The organism is Ensifer adhaerens (genome assembly GCF_002007205.1).
GTDB classification, from domain to species: Bacteria; Pseudomonadota; Alphaproteobacteria; order Rhizobiales; family Rhizobiaceae; genus Ensifer; species Ensifer adhaerens_D.
This window is the reverse complement of record NZ_LAZS01000019.1, coordinates 1-1506: the sequence shown is the minus strand read 5'-3', so window position 1 is coordinate 1506 and position 1506 is coordinate 1. Positions and strand designations below refer to the sequence as shown.

Sequence of the window (1506 nt, the reverse complement as noted above, 5' to 3'; positions counted from 1 at the left end):
GCACTCCAGGTGGAGCGCAACGTGATGTTCATGATCCTGACGCTGATCGTGCTGGTCGCGGCGCTCAACATCATCTCCGGCCTGATCATGCTGGTGAAGGACAAGGGCAGCGATATCGCGATCCTGCGGACGATGGGCGCGACCTCGGGCTCGGTGATGCGCATCTTCTTCATGACCGGTGCTGCCATCGGCGTGGCGGGAACGGTCGCCGGCGTCGCGCTCGGCGTCGTCGTCTGCCTCAACATCGAATCCATCCGGCAGTTCTTCTCCTGGATTTCGGGAACGACGCTCTTCAGCCCGGAGCTCTACTTCCTCAGCCAGCTTCCGGCCGACATGAACGCCGACGAGACCGCGCTCGTCGTCGTCATGGCGCTCACCCTTTCCTTCCTCGCCACGATCTTCCCGGCCTGGCGCGCCTCGCGCCTCGATCCGGTGCAGGCCCTGCGTTACGAATGACAAGGACATCACTGAAATGAATGCGCGCGTGGCACTGCAGCTTTCCGGCGTCGAGCGACACTATGGCGAAGGCGAAACGTTCCTTTCCATTCTCAAGGGAGCGGATTTCACGCTGAGAAGCGGCGAGACCGTGGCATTGGTTGCGCCCTCGGGAACCGGAAAATCGACGCTCCTACATGTCGCGGGCCTCTTGGAGCGGCCGGATGCCGGCGAAGTGCTGGTCAACGGCGTCTCCTGCGGCGGGCTCAACGACGATCGGCGGACCGCAATCCGCCGCAACGAGATCGGCTTCGTCTACCAGTTTCACCATCTGTTGCCTGAGTTCTCGGCGCTTGAAAACATCATGATGCCGCAGTTGATCGGGGGGCTGCCAAAGAAGGAAGCCGCGGAACGGGCGAAGGCGCTGCTCGATTATATGCGCATCGGCCATCGCGCCGAACATCGCCCGGCGGAGCTTTCCGGCGGTGAGCAGCAGCGCGTCGCGATCGCGCGCGCGGTTGCCAATGCGCCGCTCGTCCTTCTTGCTGACGAGCCAACCGGCAATCTCGACCCGGAAACCGCCGGCTACGTCTTTGAGGCGCTGGAGGCGCTTGCGCGCCAGTCGGGCCTTGCGGCCCTGATCGCTACGCACAATCATGAACTGGCCGGACTGATGGACCGCCGCGTGACGATTGAAGACGGCAAGGTCGTCGAGATGGCGTGATGGTCTAAGGCGAGGGAAGGCAGGATGACCGCCGTGACTGAAAATCAGGTGCAGGCCGCAGCGCAGCCTGAAAAGTCCTCCAGCCGTCCTTTTTCCGCCTTCGAGCGCATGGTGGCCTGGCGTTACCTGCGCTCAAGACGCAAGGAAGCCTTCATCTCTGTCATCGCCGGCTTCTCGTTCATCGGCATCATGCTCGGCGTGGCGACGCTGATCATCGTCATGGCCGTCATGAACGGTTTCCGTACCGAGCTGATTTCCCGCATTCTCGGCATCAACGGCCACATGATCGTCCAGCCGATCGACGGGCCGCTGAACAACTATGCGGAGCTGGCGACGAAGTTCTCTGG

The 1506-nt window shown here is 62.5% G+C and carries 2 protein-coding genes and 1 pseudogene; all 3 read left to right on the top strand.

What is annotated here, in order from left to right; genetic code table 11:
* The coding region (locus XB14_RS32375) for an FtsX-like permease family protein (protein ID WP_143348650.1) at positions 1–456 on the top strand (456 nt) is incomplete at its 5' end.
* Between the two features lie 16 nt (positions 457–472).
* Complete coding sequence (locus tag XB14_RS32370; protein WP_077968718.1) at positions 473–1159, top strand: ABC transporter ATP-binding protein; 687 nt, start codon at positions 473–475, stop codon at positions 1157–1159.
* Between the two features lie 24 nt (positions 1160–1183).
* Positions 1184–1506: pseudogene (locus XB14_RS32365) on the top strand (lipoprotein-releasing system transmembrane subunit LolC); the annotation flags it as partial.

Excerpts from the sequence above, each read along its gene's own strand:
- XB14_RS32370 (WP_077968718.1), top strand. The coding sequence starts at position 473 with ATGAATGCGCGCGTGGCACTGCAGCTTTCCGGCGTCGAGCGACACTAT.